The following is a 15,420-nucleotide window of genomic DNA, read 5'->3' on the forward strand; positions in this document are numbered from 1 at the left end:
TCCGGGGTAAATAAGCTTTATAGAAGCTTGAGCCAGCAGACGAATAGAAATTATGCAACCGAAAGGGAGTCAGGAGGTAACATGCCAAACGATCCGTTGTCGAGGTCTAACAATCGCAACAGTAATAACAAGTCATCCAAAAAAGCGAAGCCAAAGACCTCTAAAAAGAAAAAAATTACGGGTAAACGCGTTGGATGGACACTGTTTTTTACCATGGCAATCGCCATATTCTGTGCACTTGGCGGATATTTATTTATTATGGTGAGTGGGGAAAAGCTGCTCAAAGCCAATATGGACAAAACAACAATCAATGAAACTTCGAAAGTATATGATCGCAACGGACAGTTAATGGGCGAGTTGTCCATTCAAAAGCTGGAGCCAGTCAAAGAAGAGGATATTCCGGAATTAGTAAAGGAAGCCTTTGTTGCGACCGAGGATAAACGATTCTACGAGCATCAGGGCGTGGATATCTGGTCCATCGGACGGGCGGCGGTAAAAGACGTCATGGCCCGCTCCATGGTGGAGGGCGGCAGTACGTTGACCCAGCAGCTTGCGAAAAATATGTTCTTGTCCCGTGACAAGACCTTCTTCCGTAAAGCAACGGAAGTATCCATTGCGATGGCATTGGAGCGCAAGTACACAAAAGACGAAATTCTGACGATGTATTTGAACCGGATTTTCTTCGGTCATCAGCGTTATGGAATTAAGGCTGCGTCCGAATTTTATTTTGGGGAGTCTAACCTTAACGATTTAAAAATCTGGCAAATTGCTACGCTGGCAGCAATGCCTAAAGGGCCTTCTGCCTATAACCCGCTGAGCAATCCCAACGATTCCAAGGCACGCCGCGCCGTGGTATTGCAGCTGATGTATGAGCAAGGTTACATCACCAAGGCGGAGATGGATGAAGCTAAAGAAGTAGATTATGACTATACTCCGCCTGAGAAAGAGCAGAAGTATCAAGCCTTTATTGACTATGTTCTGCGTGAAGCGGAAAAAGTGACTGGTAAAACGGAGGATGATCTGAATATCGGCGGGTACAAAATTTATACGACGATGGATGCTCAGGCTCAAACAGCCATGGAGAGTGCGTTCTCGGATGATAGCTTGTTTGAGTCAAGTAAAGATGATCAACCCGTTCAAGGCTCCATGGTAATTATGAACCATGAAAATGGCAGTCTCGTCGCTTTGCTGGGCGGACGGGATTATCAAACAAAGGGCTACAGCCGGGTAACACAGAGTCGCAGACAGCCTGGATCGGCATTTAAACCGATTGTGACTTATGCACCTGCACTTGAGTCAGGTAATTACAATGCAAACTCACCTCTCAGTAATGAGAAGCAATGCTTCGGGAATTACTGTCCGGGTAACTTGCATGGTTATTCTTCAACCATTAGCATGACGGATGCCATTACAAAATCGGAGAACATCCCGGCAGTATGGCTCTTAAATAAAATTGGTGTGAATACAGGTGTTCAGTTTGCAAAAAGCGTAGGTATTCAGCTTACGGATGAAGACAAAAACCTGGCGATTGCGCTGGGTGGTCTTAGCAAAGGTACGAATACGCTGGAAATGGCGCAAGCCTATAGTGCATTTGCCAATCTGGGTGAGTACCAGCAGGCGTATTCCATTAAGGAAATTAAGGATAGTTCCGGGAAAACGACCTTTAAACACGATAAATCGGATACAACACGTGTCATGAGTGAGCAAAATGCGTATTCCCTGACGCAGATGCTGCAAAACGTGGTGAATGACGGTACAGGTCGTTCTGCACGTCTGGATCGACCGGTTGCTGGTAAGACGGGAACCGTTCAAAGTGGTATTTCCGGCAACAGTGCCAACCGTGATGTTTGGTTCGTCGGATACACGCCAGAATGGACTGCTGCAGTATGGATGGGTTATGACAATCCTGATGCAAACCATATGCTCAAGAATAGCAGTAAGCTGTCAGCGGCGTTTTTTGCCAAAGTTATGGGGGATGCGTTAAAAGGAGTGCCTGTGAAGGACTTCAAAGCTCCAGCAGGAGCCCAGACACCACCTCCGCCGGAAAAAGAACCAGAGCAACCATCGCTTTCTGTTAGCGGGTTGAATGGTTCTTACGATCCATCTACACAAACGGTGTCACTGAACTGGACTGCAACAGGCGATTCGTCAACACAGTACCGGATTTATCGGAAAGAATCTTCCGAAGGACAGTTCACCCATCTCATTGATGCTGTAGGTTCGACCAGTGCACAAGATTTAAGTGCGCTCCCTGGGCTTACTTATGAGTATTATGTAACAGCCTATGATCTTGCCTCTGGACTGGAGACGGATCCGTCCAATACCATATCGCTGATGATTGAAGCGGAGGAATTGGAACCGGAACAGCCAGATACGGGCACGGAGCCAGGAACGGAACCGGGAACCGGACAGCCGGGAACAGAAAATCCGGACAACGGTTCTCCGGGGAATGGAAGTTCTGAGGGGAACAATGGCAACGGCAACGGGAACGGAAATGAAAATGGCAACAATGGTAACGGGAATAATGGAAACAATGGCGGGACAGGTCAAGGGAACGGACAGACCGGTGAAGGAAACACGCCGCCTGGACAGGGAACAACAGAACCTGGAGGTACGGGTGAGGGTTCCAATGATGGGTCTGTAACGACACCGGGTGAGGTAGTCACGCCACCAGATAGTGGAAACAGCGGTAACACTGGTGAGACGAATGCACCGCCAGATTCCCAAGCTGGAACCGGTGGTTAATGAGAATAAACCGCATTAATAATTTCAACCTAAAGCCTGCTCCCTGACGTTTGGGAAGCAGGCTTTTTGGTTTGTGTAATGTTTGGAGTGGAACAAGAGCCCTGCAACAGATGGGACAAAGCTTGATTTTGAGTGTATAACTTAAATATGGTAAGCTGTAACTATTCGTAATACGTTGTGCAAAGTCGATTCAGGGACTTGTGGAATCGGTAATGCGGACGGTATTCGCTGTTCACCAATATTCAGCAGGTCACGGACCTGTAGTCGGCAAAGAGGGGTTCGTATGAAACGGAAATTCGGGGACCGCGCGAACTGGCGCCGGATTACGAACCGACAATTTACATGCCGGTTCGTTCAATCCAAAATTTTCACAGGTTACATTACGCTGTATACGATACAAGATTTGAAAGAGCCTTTGTGGAAAACCTATGGAGGAAGTACCTTCTGCATTGCGGATAAAGGTTATTCATGGCTGCAGTATTATCCGAAAGGCGAGCATTTTGTTGTAACGGCTATGTTTGACGATCAGGAGCGGATTGTTGAATGGTATATTGATACTTGCCGCAGTCAGGGCATAACTGATCAGGGTGTTCCGTGGTTTGATGATCTGTATCTGGATGTCGTCGTCCTGAAGGATGGAGAAATATTTTTGCTGGACGAGGATGAACTTGAAGATGCTCTTTCACGTAAGCACATTACGACGGGGGATTACGATCTGGCTAACCGGACAGCAAAGGACTTGTTGCATGCCATTGATGCACATGTGTTTCCTTATTTCCAACTGTCTCTGAAGCATAGACAAACCCTGTTTGAGAATGGGGAGTTCAGAAAAAATATTCAGATTTGAGTCATGGAAAAGTCGTAGAATTCTTCATCATCCTTCTAATATTAGAGCACCTGATAGAATACATTAATAATCAGGAGAGTTCAGCCCGATAAAATAGAGGTGATGGCGAATGAACGGACGGGTCATGGCTGCAGGAGGGCAACCGGGAGGCAGACCATCCAGACAAATTAATGTTGTTTTGCGTAACCAGGAGCCTCAGATGCTGGTCAAAGAAGAAGAGACGGCAATACAGGCAGCAAAAGGCTTAGCCAAGCATGCGCACTTTCAGGAAATTCAAGGTGAATTGGAGCAACTGGTTGGACTGGAAAATATCAAGGATTTGGTATTTGAAATCTATGCTTTCTTACAGATTGCCCAGATGCGTACCGAAGCAGGACTGATAAGTGGGGCGCACGTGTATCATATGATTTTTAAAGGCAATCCGGGAACTGGAAAAACAACGGTAGCACGGATCGTTGCGAAGCTGTTTCAGAAGATGGGAGTTCTGAGTAAGGGTCATCTCATTGAAGTGGAACGTGCAGATCTGGTCGGGGAATACATCGGGCATACTGCACAGAAAACGAGGGATTTGGTCAAGAAGGCTTTGGGAGGAATCTTGTTTATTGACGAGGCGTACAGTCTGGCTCGCGGGGGCGAGAAGGATTTTGGGAAGGAAGCTATCGACACACTTGTGAAATCAATGGAAGATAATAAGAATCAATTTATCCTCATCCTGGCTGGATACTCGGAAGAGATAGATTTTTTTCTGCAGACCAACCCCGGATTACCTTCCCGTTTTCCGATCCAGGTTGAATTTCCGGACTATAGCATTGATCAATTGATTCAAATCTCTGAAATTATGGCCAAGGAACGTGACTATATTCTCATGCCACAGACCATACTCAAATTAAAGCAGCATCTGCTTCAGGAAAAAAATGAGTCTCTTCATGCGTTCAGCAACGCCCGATATGTCCGAAATGCCATTGAACGATCGATTCGACATCAGGCCGTTCGACTATTGGAACAGTATACTCAGGGGAATCCGGGAAAACTGGAGCTGATGACCATCCGCACAGAGGATTTGAAGTTTGAGCAAAAGTAAGCGATAATATAATTTTTAACGCAGCCGGCCGGGTTAACCGGTTCGGCTTAAAGCGTGCCATGTAAGCATGGTGGCACAGAATATATGCGGAGACGTAGTAGAAGGAGTGAATATACACGATGACAAATGGCACACATGATACAGATATGGTGAAGAAGGATCGCGCCGTGTTGGTGAGTCTGGTTACCGATGAGGTCAAACGTTCGGGTATTAACCCGGAGTACTCCCTTGAGGAGTTGGTAAAACTCGCCGAGACGGCAGGCGTGGAAGTGCTGAGTGTATTGTCACAGAACCTGAAAACCCGGGACACCAAATGGTTCATTGGTAAGGGAAAAGTGGAAGAACTTCGTGCAGTGGCTGAGGAAATGGGAGCAACAACAGCTATATTTGACCAAGAGCTGTCTGGTGCTCAAGTTCGTAACCTGGAAGAAGCGTTGGATCTCAAAATTATTGACCGCACCCAGCTGATTTTGGATATCTTTGCGCAGCGCGCCAACACAAGAGAAGGTATTATCCAGGTTGAGTTGGCTCAGTTGAGCTATTTGTTACCACGTTTGTCGGGTCACGGGAAGAATTTGTCCAGACTTGGTGGAGGAATTGGAACGCGGGGTCCAGGTGAAAGTAAACTGGAGACGGATCGTCGACATATTCGTGGCCGTATAGATGACTTGAAGCGTCATTTGGAAGAAGTGACGCGTCATCGCAAGCTGCACCGGGAACGTCGTAAAAAGACGGGGATCGTTCAGGTAGCCCTTGTAGGTTATACGAATGCGGGTAAATCGACCTTGCTTAAACAATTAACGGCGGCAGATGTGTACATTCAAGATCAGCTGTTTGCCACACTGGATCCGACCTCACGGACGATGGAACTGCCAAGTGGTAAAGAAATCGTACTCACAGATACGGTAGGGTTTATACAAAACCTTCCTCATGATCTGATTGCGGCTTTCCGTGCAACGCTGGAGGAAGTGAATGAAGCGGACCTTATATTACATGTGGTCGATGCATCATCTGCAATGCGTGAAGACCAGATGAGAACGGTACACACGATTTTGCAGCAACTGGGTTCAGGGGACAAGCCTCAATTGGTATTGTATAACAAAAAGGATGCTTGTACACCGGAGCAGCTGGAAATGCTTCCTTTGGATAAAGAACATATCAAAGTGAGCGCTCTGGATGCAGATGACTTGCTGAAAATTCGTGAGCTTATCCAGGCTGAATTGACTGGCGCTACCAAACGGTTCCGTATTCCGGCTGACCGTGGCGATCTTACATCTGTACTTTACAAAATAGGCGATGTGGTTGAGACTACATTTGAAGATAATGATGTAATTTATGAAGTGGAACTGCAAAAAGGCGAATATGAGAAATTCGGTTATTTACTTGAAGATTTCATACAACTGTAACATCGATGACATATTTGTATGATAAGTTGACACGATAATTGATGTTTGACGTCAGATTCGTGCTATGAAAGGGAATGAAGCAAGATGGCAAGCTTTGATTCAGAGATTATTGAACTTCAACGACAGGTTGAACGTCAGATTGAAGGGCAATTGCAACAGATTGACCGGATCACCGATCATAACCAATGGAAAGTAATTAATGCTTTTCAGCGTAGAAAAGTCAGTGATTTTCACTTTGCGGGTTCAACGGGGTACGCTTATAACGATCGCGGGCGGGAGGTGCTCGATGAAGTATATGCCGATGTTTTCGGTGCAGAGGCGGCACTGGTACGTCCCCATTTTGCATCAGGTACACATACTATTGCTACAGCTTTGTTCGGTGTGCTCCGTCCAGGCGACGAGTTATTGTACATTACGGGTAAGCCCTATGACACATTGCATAAGGTCATTGGCAAGCCTGGTGATGGAACAGGATCGTTACGGGATTTCGGCATTGGCTATCAAGAGACGGCTCTGTTAGAAGATGGCGGAGTAGATTGGGTGGCGGTAGAGAAAAGTATCAATGCAGCGACAAAAGTCATTGGTATTCAGCGCTCCAGAGGTTATGATTGGAGATCTTCCTTCTGTATTGAAGAAATCGCGGATATGGTTGCACGTGTAAAGGCAATCAAAGAAGATGTCATCGTATTTGTGGATAACTGTTATGGTGAATTCACGGAGGAACGTGAACCAACTGAAATAGGTGTAGACTTGATGGCAGGTTCACTGATTAAAAATCCCGGTGGAGGTCTGGCGGAAACCGGAGGATACATATGTGGGAAGGAAAAGTACGTACAATTGGCAGCCTATCGTTTGACTGCTCCTGGAATTGGCGGTGAGGTTGGCGCGATGTTAGGAACGACTCGTGGCATCTACCAAGGACTTTACATGGCTCCGACAATTGTGGGACAGGCCATTAAAGGAAGCACATTCGCTGCGGCGATGTTTGCCGCATCCGGATTTGTGACCAAACCGGCATGGAATGAAATGCGTACCGATCTGATCCAGGCTGTTCAATTCAGTTCGGCAGAGCATCTGATTGCCTTTGTGCAAGGAATACAGCGGGCTGCTGCAGTAGATAGCCATGTAGTTCCTGAACCGTGGGACATGCCGGGTTACGAGCACCCTGTCATCATGGCGGCAGGTACGTTTATACAGGGTGGAAGTCTGGAATTGTCAGCAGATGCACCTATCCGTGAGCCTTATATTGGCTATATGCAGGGTGGTTTAACATACTCTCATGTTAAATATGGCGTTTTGATGGCATTACAGACGATGAAAGAACGTAAATTATTGTGAGTTTATCTAACACATCATTGACACTTAGTAATAACTAACTGTACAATAGAGTGAAGAAAAGATGACTGGAAGGTTGATGAATGATGGGTGACGAAATTCGCAGAAATATGGCCTTATTCCCGATAGGTATTGTAATGAAACTTACGGATCTGTCCGCGCGTCAGATTCGTTATTATGAGCAGCACAGCTTGATTGTTCCTGCGAGAACGTCAGGTAATCAGCGTTTGTTCTCTTTCAATGACGTAGAACGATTGCTGGAAATCAAGGCTCTGATTGAAAAAGGAGTTAACATCGCGGGTATTAAACAAGTGATGAATCCTGTATCCAAGGAGTCAGAAGAAGCGACTGTTATTACACCCGATACGGAAGTGAAACGCAGAGAACTTTCGGACTCCCAACTGCACCGTCTGTTGAAACAACAACTGGTGTCAGGTAAGAGACCTGGACAAGTATCTCTCATTCAGGGAGAGCTTTCCCGTTTCTTTAATAAAAAATAAGTTCGTATAACCTCGTAGGTCAGGGGAAATCCTGCTTTTAGGTAGGAGGACTCCTTGACCCGTGCAATATTCTAATGTACAAATATAACAAGTAAGCCAATTACGCAGAGAAGAAAGGGAGAGGGTATCGTGAGTTTTACTAAAGAAGACATACTACGCATCTCAAAAGAAGAAAATGTACGATTCGTTCGTTTGCAATTTACCGATTTGCTTGGAGCAATCAAAAACGTTGAAATTCCTGTGAGCCAGCTTACCAAGGCTCTGGACAATAAAATGATGTTTGATGGTTCTTCCATTGAAGGTTATGTTCGTATTGAAGAGTCCGACATGTACCTCTATCCGGATCTCGATTCTTGGCTGATTTTCCCTTGGGTAGCCGAGAACCGTGTTGCTCGACTGATTTGCGACGTATATCTTCCGGATGGTAATCCGTTTCCAGGAGATCCGCGTGGCATCTTGAAACGAAACCTGAAAGAAGCCGAAGAAATGGGATTCACTTCCTTCAACGTCGGTCCTGAACCAGAGTTCTTCTTGTTCAAAACAGACGAAAAAGGAAACCCGACTAACGAACTGAATGACCAAGGTGGATATTTCGACCTTGCGCCTACGGATCTTGGTGAAAACTGTCGTCGTGACATTGTTATCACACTTGAAGAAATGGGGTTTGAGATCGAAGCTTCCCACCATGAGGTAGCTCCAGGTCAGCATGAGATCGACTTTAAATATGCTGATGCTCTAAAAGCAGCAGACCAGATCCAAACGTTCAAACTCGTTGTTAAAACGATTGCACGTCAGCATGGTTTACATGCTACCTTTATGCCGAAACCGCTGTTTGGTATGAACGGTTCCGGTATGCACTGTAACCAATCCTTGTTCCAAGGTAAAGTGAACGCATTCGTAGACGAGTCGGACGAGCTGGGTCTGAGCAAAACTGCACGTCACTTCATGGCTGGAACTTTGAAGCATGCTCGTGCGTTTGCAGCAATTACGAACCCAACTGTGAACTCATACAAACGTCTTGTACCAGGTTATGAAGCCCCTTGTTATGTAGCATGGTCCGCCAGTAACCGTAGCCCAATGATCCGTATTCCAGCTTCCCGTGGTCTGAGTACACGTGTTGAGGTTCGTAATCCGGATCCGGCTGCTAACCCTTACTTGGCTTTGGCTGTTTTATTGAAAGCAGGTCTGGACGGAATCAAACGTGAGCTTTCCTTACCAGCTCCGATTGACCGTAACATCTACATCATGTCAGAAGAAGAGCGTGTGGAAGAAGGCATTCCGAGCTTGCCGGCTGACCTGAAAGAAGCATTGAACGAATTGATCCGCAGCGAAGTTATCTGTGATGCTCTCGGCGACCACGCCCTGGCTCACTTCTATGAGCTGAAAGAAATTGAGTGGGACATGTATAGAACACAAGTCCACCAATGGGAACGCGATCAATATATCACGTTGTACTAATAGCTGAATCCCTTGGCGCTCTAGCGCTGAGGGATTTTTCTTTATGCACTAATCTTTACTTCACAAAATAAATGAAGTTAAGATTAGTGCATAACTTAAAAATGAACATAAAATTCCATTGAACTAAGAGAGCATATGGTCGGAAAGGTTGGTAACGCACCAACATCTACGGTATTTCACGCCGCCGCTAATCTATTTCAGCTACTTCCCGATGGTCGGAATGGCAGGACTTGAACCTGCGATCTCTTGCTTCCAAGGCAAGCGAGAACTCCAAACTTCTCCACAACCCGATATGCTGGTCCCGACGGGAATCGAACCCTTGAGAAGCGGCGTATGAGACCGCTCTGAGAATCAACACTCGCCCCTGCATTGGCACGGGTCCGTCTGTGCTCACCGCACATTTAACTCTAGCAACCCCCACATAAGTTCACAGCCTTGAACGTTTACTATTTCGCCACGAACACCAAGTCTTTCACACTAGTCAATTTCGAGAATCGTCAGTTGGCTTGCACATGATTGATATGTAAGTCTAGGAGTGTGCTTTCTAATTAAAAAAACTTTTTCAAGTATTTCACTAGATTGCTCCTTACATTTTCAGCAGTCGAGCCATCTACGTGAAAGGTTGCGTCTAGTACGTACAAAAAGCTTAAGTACGCACAAACCTACCTATATTGGTAAATGAGGTGGTCATATTGAAATGCGGTTGCGGAAGGTTTATTACGCAGAATGCAAAGGCTCTAGCCACTATCTATGAGACGGAAGGCAGTAAATGTATCCACTGTCTATCGGATACCTTGAATGTTCCTTATCAAGAGTTAGTGGATAGGTACATGGGAATTTACGAGTGCCGACCTTGTGCTCAAGATAAGAAGAAAGCGGAGATACGTAGAAAATTACTTGGACTAGGGGGATAACAATGAAATACCTGAAATCAGGTTTTACCGCCCCATCGGTGAAGAACTTGAATGTACTATTACTTAATGATTTGCATATCGGGTCTGAAGCCGCCGATATTAGGTTGCTTGATAGAGCGATTGACTTCGCCAAGACTAATGAACATAACTTTCGTATTCTACTGAACGGTGACTATATTGAAGGAGTCATAAAACTCAGTAAAGGTGGAATATATATACAATATATGTATCCAAGAGAACCAATTTATTTTGTAATGGACAAGCTTGAGCCTGTAAAACCTTTGAACGTTACATATTGTGGGCATTGGCACAAGGAATTTAGTAAGCCAATCAAGAGATTCGCTATTGACCCGTACAATGGATTGGTTCGAGAAGAGAAGCGTTGGCTGGTTTGCCGAAATACGATTGTCAACACTGCGGAGTACGCGGTGCGTGACGGCTTTGAAGAATCGTTCCCATCTCAATCACACTTGACTCTTTCCGGTAAGAAGTCGAACAAAGGGATTGACGTAAAATGGATTCGCTAATCAAGTGCATTAAGTGCGAGTTCAGGTACGTCACAGATAAAGCAAGGGAGAACTTTGTTGCCGAAGAGCTTCAAGGAGAACCCCTGCTTTGTCTCCATTGTATCGGTAAAATTAAGGGAAAAGTCATGAACCGATACGGCTACTTGATCTTGCCTGAAGAGTTAGATGATTCTAACCAACGGATGCAAGTTCTGCCAAAAACACTCACTGGCTGTAGACCGTGTATGAAGAAGAGAGGGTTATCGTGATGAAAACAGAGAGAATCTACTTGAGAACAACTCCCGAGAATAAAAAGTATTTGCAGGAGGTGGCTGACCACTATTTTGAGGGAAACCTGTCTGCCGTTTTCGAGTTTATGATTGAACGTTTTGATATGCGCTTAGAAGGGATGGATTGATATAGCTGAATTTGCCGATTCGGAAGAGATGTACAAGTACAAGCAGGGACAAGACCCTGAGTTTCCAGAGATAATGTCATCTATCGGGCATCGTGGGAAATCAACCCGAACATCAAATGGGAAGACTTGAACATGGACTTTGCAAAAGACCCTGAAGAACTGGAACACTGGCCAATGCCTTCCCTCATGGGGGCATCCAGAAACTAAAGACAAAGCCACAGGCAACTTACGCCGTGGCTCTGTTTCTTTTGGTATAAACGTAGACCAGTAGTCCGCAATCCTCCAAAGCCTGTAACGATATGACAACTGTTTTCCTGCTCAGTTTAGTCAGCTTTACGATTTCATCTTGCAACGGGAACTCCGTCCTACCATCGCTCAGAAGCTTCGTCACCGCAAGGTATGTGGTAATAGCCGAAGCATTCAACCCTCTCTCGAATAGGTCAGCCGCCAGTAAATACCTCTCATTTTCTACGTCCTTTACCACGCCGTACGTGCTTGCTCTCATGTAATCTCACTACCTCTCATTTTGTGGGTAGAGACATTATTCACAAGATTAGTAGATTATATATGTGTTCATATATTACTTTTTATACAATATCTAGCACCCGCCGCCAGATACGTACTGCATGTTATGTCTGAAGTGTACGGTTTACCATACAGACCCCTATGAAGTGTAAAAAGTGCATTTGTTGTGAGTTCTGTATTGTAAAGTTTACACCGTATAAAGAGATATAAAAGATTAAGAGATATAAAAGAAAGATATATAGAATAATAAAACATAGGCAAGGGGTAGTGAAAATACTCACTGAGTAAAACTATGGCAAAGCGTGGCGTTACCCTGCGGGTCACGCTATTTGTTTTTATAAGCTTTCGGTTAAAGCGAGACTTCACCTACCTATAATGACTTGTGACAAAGATAGAAAGGTGGTAAGAAGTTTGGGATGCTGAAAGAACATGTTTACCCGTCTGAACACAAGTCTGGTCAGAAATTAGTGGACGACTTTTTACTTGGTTTGAATTATTACATATCACAATGAGGGGAGCATTTTAACAATGGCAGGAACAACAAACAAACGTAAGAGGACTCCTAAAGCCCCTGAGAAAGAGACCGAGACGGTTAGCGTGGATGGATTGGAGGGCGATGTGGTTGCAGAGTTCACCCAACAACTTTCTATCTTCGGTCAGTTCATTTATAACGCTCAAGAAGAAGATACAACCTTGATTGTCGAGAACTTGGGCTTCGGAGATATCTATGTTAGTGACAAGCCGAATCTCCGAGTGGGCAATGAAGAGCAACGTTTGCTTTTCAAGGAGCAAAAGGCTTTCAAGGCTCGGAAGCTATTTATGACTTCGGGTAGCCAGCCTGTGGCATCCATTATCGAAATCAAGTAAAGAAAGGGCAGTTGGGATGGAAGGTGATGGTCATCGATAGAACACACACCAGCTACTTAGCTTCTAAAGACCCTATGGGCAGTGGGTAGACTTGGGCGACAACATCCATGAATCCAACGTCAGGAGCGCTCCTAATAGAATGAAAAAGAACCATTTAGGTAGAGATTCCACCGTCTCACTGTTCGAATATAGCCTTAATAAGTCCATTTCGATGGTGGACAACGCAGTACACAGGGCGGTTAGAAATATACCCATTTCAACTTATATTGGTATACGAAGCATTCATAAGAGGATGTGATGATATGGGAAAGATCAGCGTCTCTGATGTTTACGCCTATATTCATTCCACGCTTCGTCATGACCCTGAGATTTTTGCCATGCTAGGGCTGGCGGCAGACACTTCTCTGGAAGATTTGGGAACGAAGATTCAGAAGAGGAAGAAGCCGAAGGACTTAGTTCAGCACAACTTGCCCTTGATTACGTTCTACAAAAATCCTGGCGCAAGAGGCGAAAATCACCTTGAGTATAGGTTCATCGTTGACTTCGATATCTATACACAGGATGACGTGGAACTGGCAGTGAACATCGCTGACCGTATTTGCCAAATTTTCGACGTCCAATACTTTTGGATGCCAAAAGGAAGTGTGTTCAAGGGTGAGTATGTCACAAGTGCTGAAGACGACATCGACCTAGAGAACACCTACAAGTATTTCACCCAAATATGCTTCACCATTGGGATAGATGAATATAAGGAGGTTTTCTGAATGAGTAAGATTACTAAGAACAAAAAAATGTTGATTAAGGGCGCTGGTAAGTTCATGGCGAAAATCCCGAACTGTGACGACCTCGTTACAATCGGTACGCTGAACAACATGCGTCTGGATATTCAGCTGGACATGCAGGACATTGAGGGCGGTGACTCTAGCGTAGCACTGGATACGTTGCTTCGTAAGAAGACAATTGATATCACAGCGGAATCCGCTAAGTTCGACCTTAACCTTGTACGTTTGGCTACTGGCTCGAAACTCCGTGAAGGAATTTCTGGTTCGGCGTACAGCATGGTCACTGAGACCTTTGTAGTCCCTTCCGCTTCTCCGTATCAAGCGAAACTTACTCAAGTCGCTCTTGCTTCTCCAACACCTAAGTCTTTCGAGGGTGCTGTGGGCGGCGCTGACCTGAGTGCAGACGTTACGGTAACGGGTCAGGATGTCGTATTCGATATGGCGCTGGCAGGTAAAACGGTTGTCATCGTTTACGCTGCTGCACTGGCTGGGATTACACCAGACCCTGACGGCTTCGTGTGGGTGCTGGAAGAAAAGCACACGGTTAAACAGAACGGCTCAGACTTTACTGTTGATCTTGTGTACGGAGCATCCCTGAACGTTGACCCTCAGATTTCTGTTCGTACTCTGGAAGGTAACAAATTGCTAAAGAAAACGACTAGCCCTACCCCTACGGAAGACCAATACGTAATAAGCGGCGGCACTCTGAAGTTCAACTCAGCTCTCAAGGACGTAAACATTTACGTTAACTACAAGCGGAACGAAGTTGTTGATATCCTCGATATCACAACCAAGGACATGCCGTTGACGGTACACGTTGTTCACGATGGTCAGTTCGAGCAGAAGGACGGTACAATCCAAGGTTATCAAACCGAATTGTTCCAATGCCGTGTGAAGTCCAACTTCACTCTGGACGCACAACGTCAACAAGCGTCCACGCATAGCGTAACGCTGACTGTAATCGACCCTGAACGTCCGGACGGTAAGCTTGGTTCTATCAAGCGTTATGAAGTTGGTTCTGTATCTGCGGAAGATTGCTAATCACTAGACTCCCTTCGGGGAGTCTTTTTTTACATACCTAATGTTAGAGTCTAGGCTTACTTACTTAGAATGTTCTGTGAGTTGATTGCAGGGACTTCCCCCGCTCTGTGGTCAATTCGATTCACTTTTCTTGGGGGAGAAATATAAAGGGGGCTATTAAAATGAGTGAACGAGATTTAGTTATCCCAAAAGCTGGCGGCATCGCTGAAGAAGTAGCCAGTCAAGTAGAAGAGCAGACTCCACAGGTAACAGCTGAAGAAGAGAAGAAGCCACTGACCCAAGAGGAAGCTGACATTCGTGAGAAAGTATTCTTCGAGACAGATGAACAGGTTCGTTTACGTGACGGTAAGACTTATTACATCCCACCACTAGGGTTGCTTGATGCTCGAAGATTGATGAAGAGACTTAATACGATTGATTCCGGTGTAATCATCGCTAACCTTATCCCTGAAGATGAGGAAGATAGATTTGAAGAATTGCTTGAAGTGCTGCTTATGGCATTTAAGCCATATTACAAACACATGACGGTCGAGCATCTTGGCGAATACGTTGATTTGGAGACGGCTAAACAGATTATCGATTGCATGATTGGTCTCAATGGGCTAAAAAAGTCCATGTAACCACTCAGGAAGAGGAAGAAGACTATGACAGTCAGCCGCCTGTCGATTGGGCTAACATCTTCTTCAAACTTGCCCACTACTGCCACTTGAAAAAGCATGATGTGTGGCAGTTAACCTTACCTCAGTTAGGTTACTACTTGGAACAATGCAACGAACACATTCAGTTTACTATCAAGGTTTCTACCATGTCGCTTGGCGGCCTGTTCGGCGGAAGCGTTCCTGCTGGTGATTCAACCAGTGAAGAGGAAGTAACAACTGACGGTAAATACGTGAATGGTTATAAAGTAGCCGATGCGGAAGACATGAATTTCCTTGCACAGCTATTATAATTCCTCCTGCTCTGCTTCCTTCTAGGGAGGGGCAGGAGTTTTATTT

The 15,420-nt window shown here is 45.4% G+C and carries 15 protein-coding genes and 1 tRNA gene; 14 read left to right on the forward strand and 2 right to left on the reverse strand.

The window, feature by feature from the left end; translation table 11 throughout:
• Window positions 1-81 precede the first annotated feature (81 nt).
• From P5G61_RS12245 to glnA, 7 genes are all read left to right on the forward strand, one after another.
• Window positions 82-2,745, forward strand: a complete 2,664-nt coding sequence (locus P5G61_RS12245) for a PBP1A family penicillin-binding protein (RefSeq protein WP_301246681.1) — start codon at window positions 82-84, stop codon at window positions 2,743-2,745.
• 283 nt (window positions 2,746-3,028) lie between these two features.
• Window positions 3,029-3,592, forward strand: a complete 564-nt coding sequence (locus P5G61_RS12250; protein ID WP_024630470.1) for a ribonuclease FAU-1 family protein — start codon at window positions 3,029-3,031, stop codon at window positions 3,590-3,592.
• A 109-nt stretch (window positions 3,593-3,701) separates the two neighbouring features.
• Window positions 3,702-4,673 carry an AAA family ATPase gene (locus P5G61_RS12255; protein WP_024630469.1) on the forward strand — a complete coding sequence of 324 codons (972 nt, stop codon included), beginning with the start codon at window positions 3,702-3,704 and terminating at the stop codon, window positions 4,671-4,673.
• A gap of 119 nt (window positions 4,674-4,792) precedes the next feature.
• The gene (gene hflX / locus P5G61_RS12260; RefSeq protein ID WP_301246683.1) at window positions 4,793-6,079 is read left to right on the forward strand and encodes a GTPase HflX; all 1,287 of its coding nucleotides are present in this window, start codon (window positions 4,793-4,795) and stop codon (window positions 6,077-6,079) included.
• A gap of 84 nt (window positions 6,080-6,163) precedes the next feature.
• A complete protein-coding gene (locus P5G61_RS12265; protein WP_301246684.1) occupies window positions 6,164-7,417 on the forward strand; it encodes a methionine gamma-lyase family protein in 1,254 nt (417 codons plus the stop codon).
• An 83-nt stretch (window positions 7,418-7,500) separates the two neighbouring features.
• The gene (locus P5G61_RS12270; protein WP_024630466.1) at window positions 7,501-7,914 is read left to right on the forward strand and encodes a MerR family transcriptional regulator; all 414 of its coding nucleotides are present in this window, start codon (window positions 7,501-7,503) and stop codon (window positions 7,912-7,914) included.
• 129 nt (window positions 7,915-8,043) lie between these two features.
• Window positions 8,044-9,372, forward strand: a complete 1,329-nt coding sequence (glnA, locus tag P5G61_RS12275; RefSeq protein ID WP_024630465.1) for a type I glutamate--ammonia ligase — start codon at window positions 8,044-8,046, stop codon at window positions 9,370-9,372.
• A 212-nt stretch (window positions 9,373-9,584) separates the two neighbouring features.
• Here glnA and P5G61_RS12280 read toward each other — a convergent pair.
• Window positions 9,585-9,662: transfer RNA gene (locus tag P5G61_RS12280), tRNA-Pro, on the reverse strand.
• A gap of 626 nt (window positions 9,663-10,288) precedes the next feature.
• Between P5G61_RS12280 and P5G61_RS12285 the strand changes: the two genes are divergently transcribed.
• Window positions 10,289-10,813: a hypothetical protein gene (locus P5G61_RS12285; RefSeq protein ID WP_024630463.1), complete on the forward strand. Its 525-nt coding sequence runs from the start codon at window positions 10,289-10,291 to the stop codon at window positions 10,811-10,813.
• A gap of 247 nt (window positions 10,814-11,060) precedes the next feature.
• On the forward strand, window positions 11,061-11,210 hold the full coding sequence (locus P5G61_RS12290; protein ID WP_161634210.1) for a hypothetical protein: 150 nt from the start codon (window positions 11,061-11,063) through the stop codon (window positions 11,208-11,210).
• Between the two features lie 226 nt (window positions 11,211-11,436).
• On the opposite strand, the gene P5G61_RS12295 is transcribed toward P5G61_RS12290, so the two are convergent.
• On the reverse strand, window positions 11,437-11,694 hold the full coding sequence (locus P5G61_RS12295; protein ID WP_301246686.1) for a helix-turn-helix domain-containing protein: 258 nt from the start codon (window positions 11,692-11,694) through the stop codon (window positions 11,437-11,439).
• 569 nt (window positions 11,695-12,263) lie between these two features.
• On the opposite strand from P5G61_RS12295, the gene P5G61_RS12300 reads away from it, so the two are divergent.
• The 5 genes from P5G61_RS12300 (at window position 12,264) to P5G61_RS12320 (ending at window position 15,374) form a co-directional block, all read left to right on the forward strand.
• Window positions 12,264-12,602, forward strand: coding sequence for a hypothetical protein (locus P5G61_RS12300; RefSeq protein ID WP_024630460.1), 339 nt, complete (start codon window positions 12,264-12,266; stop codon window positions 12,600-12,602).
• Window positions 12,603-12,904: 302 nt separating this feature from the next.
• A complete protein-coding gene (locus P5G61_RS12305; RefSeq protein ID WP_024630459.1) occupies window positions 12,905-13,366 on the forward strand; it encodes a hypothetical protein in 462 nt (153 codons plus the stop codon).
• On the forward strand, window positions 13,367-14,425 hold the full coding sequence (locus P5G61_RS12310) for a hypothetical protein (RefSeq protein WP_301246688.1): 1,059 nt from the start codon (window positions 13,367-13,369) through the stop codon (window positions 14,423-14,425).
• 161 nt (window positions 14,426-14,586) lie between these two features.
• The gene (locus P5G61_RS12315; RefSeq protein WP_254790253.1) at window positions 14,587-15,045 is read left to right on the forward strand and encodes a DNA polymerase III subunit gamma/tau; all 459 of its coding nucleotides are present in this window, start codon (window positions 14,587-14,589) and stop codon (window positions 15,043-15,045) included.
• Window positions 15,006-15,374: a hypothetical protein gene (locus tag P5G61_RS12320; protein WP_109998333.1), complete on the forward strand. Its 369-nt coding sequence runs from the start codon at window positions 15,006-15,008 to the stop codon at window positions 15,372-15,374. Before P5G61_RS12315 ends, P5G61_RS12320 begins: the two co-directional genes overlap by 40 nt.
• Window positions 15,375-15,420 lie beyond the last annotated feature (46 nt).

The sequence above is a fragment of the Paenibacillus vandeheii genome (genome assembly GCF_030433635.1).
In the GTDB taxonomy this organism is placed as follows: domain Bacteria; phylum Bacillota; class Bacilli; order Paenibacillales; family Paenibacillaceae; genus Paenibacillus; species Paenibacillus vandeheii.

Bases quoted from the DNA above. Each gene is read 5' to 3' on its own strand.
- P5G61_RS12245 (WP_301246681.1), top strand. From the start codon at position 82: ATGCCAAACGATCCGTTGTCGAGGTCTAACAATCGCAACAGTAATAAC.
- P5G61_RS12250 (WP_024630470.1), top strand. From the start codon at position 3,029: ATGAAACGGAAATTCGGGGACCGCGCGAACTGGCGCCGGATTACGAAC.
- P5G61_RS12255 (WP_024630469.1), top strand. From the start codon at position 3,702: ATGAACGGACGGGTCATGGCTGCAGGAGGGCAACCGGGAGGCAGACCA.
- hflX (WP_301246683.1), top strand. From the start codon at position 4,793: ATGACAAATGGCACACATGATACAGATATGGTGAAGAAGGATCGCGCC.
- P5G61_RS12265 (WP_301246684.1), top strand. From the start codon at position 6,164: ATGGCAAGCTTTGATTCAGAGATTATTGAACTTCAACGACAGGTTGAA.
- P5G61_RS12270 (WP_024630466.1), top strand. From the start codon at position 7,501: ATGGGTGACGAAATTCGCAGAAATATGGCCTTATTCCCGATAGGTATT.
- P5G61_RS12285 (WP_024630463.1), top strand. From the start codon at position 10,289: ATGAAATACCTGAAATCAGGTTTTACCGCCCCATCGGTGAAGAACTTG.
- P5G61_RS12290 (WP_161634210.1), top strand. From the start codon at position 11,061: ATGAAAACAGAGAGAATCTACTTGAGAACAACTCCCGAGAATAAAAAG.
- P5G61_RS12300 (WP_024630460.1), top strand. From the start codon at position 12,264: ATGGCAGGAACAACAAACAAACGTAAGAGGACTCCTAAAGCCCCTGAG.
- P5G61_RS12305 (WP_024630459.1), top strand. From the start codon at position 12,905: ATGGGAAAGATCAGCGTCTCTGATGTTTACGCCTATATTCATTCCACG.
- P5G61_RS12310 (WP_301246688.1), top strand. From the start codon at position 13,367: ATGAGTAAGATTACTAAGAACAAAAAAATGTTGATTAAGGGCGCTGGT.
- P5G61_RS12315 (WP_254790253.1), top strand. From the start codon at position 14,587: ATGAGTGAACGAGATTTAGTTATCCCAAAAGCTGGCGGCATCGCTGAA.